This window comes from Xenorhabdus sp. KK7.4 (assembly GCF_963876465.1).
Lineage (GTDB): Bacteria > Pseudomonadota > Gammaproteobacteria > Enterobacterales > Enterobacteriaceae > Xenorhabdus > Xenorhabdus stockiae.
In genome coordinates, this window is sequence record NZ_CAWNQF010000052.1 from 1 (window position 1) to 343 (window position 343).

The 343-nt window shown below is 56.3% G+C and carries 1 protein-coding gene; it reads left to right on the top strand.

Going from position 1 to position 343, the window contains the following annotated elements; genetic code table 11:
• The coding region (locus AACS90_RS05620) for an AMP-binding protein (RefSeq protein ID WP_153043722.1) at positions 1–343 on the top strand (343 nt) is incomplete at both ends.

Here is a 343-nt window from a genome sequence, read left to right on the forward strand (position 1 = left end):
GGCCGATGCCGAACCGGTGGTGTTGCTGACGCAAACAACACTGGGCGACAGCGTTGGGGAGTTTGCATTACCGATGGTCAGACTGGATGATCTGCCCTCATCCGTGCTGGCGAACCAGCCTGACACCAATCCGGTGGCCGCCATGCAGGGGCTCACTCCACACCATCTGGCGTATGTGATTTATACCTCCGGCTCCACCGGCCAGCCTAAAGGCGTGATGGTAGAACATACCAATGTCACCCGACTGCTGGCAGCGACACAGGCGAGGTTCCGGTTTGATAACAACGATATCTGGACGCTGTTCCACTCTTTTGCCTTCGATTTCTCCGTATGGGAATTATGG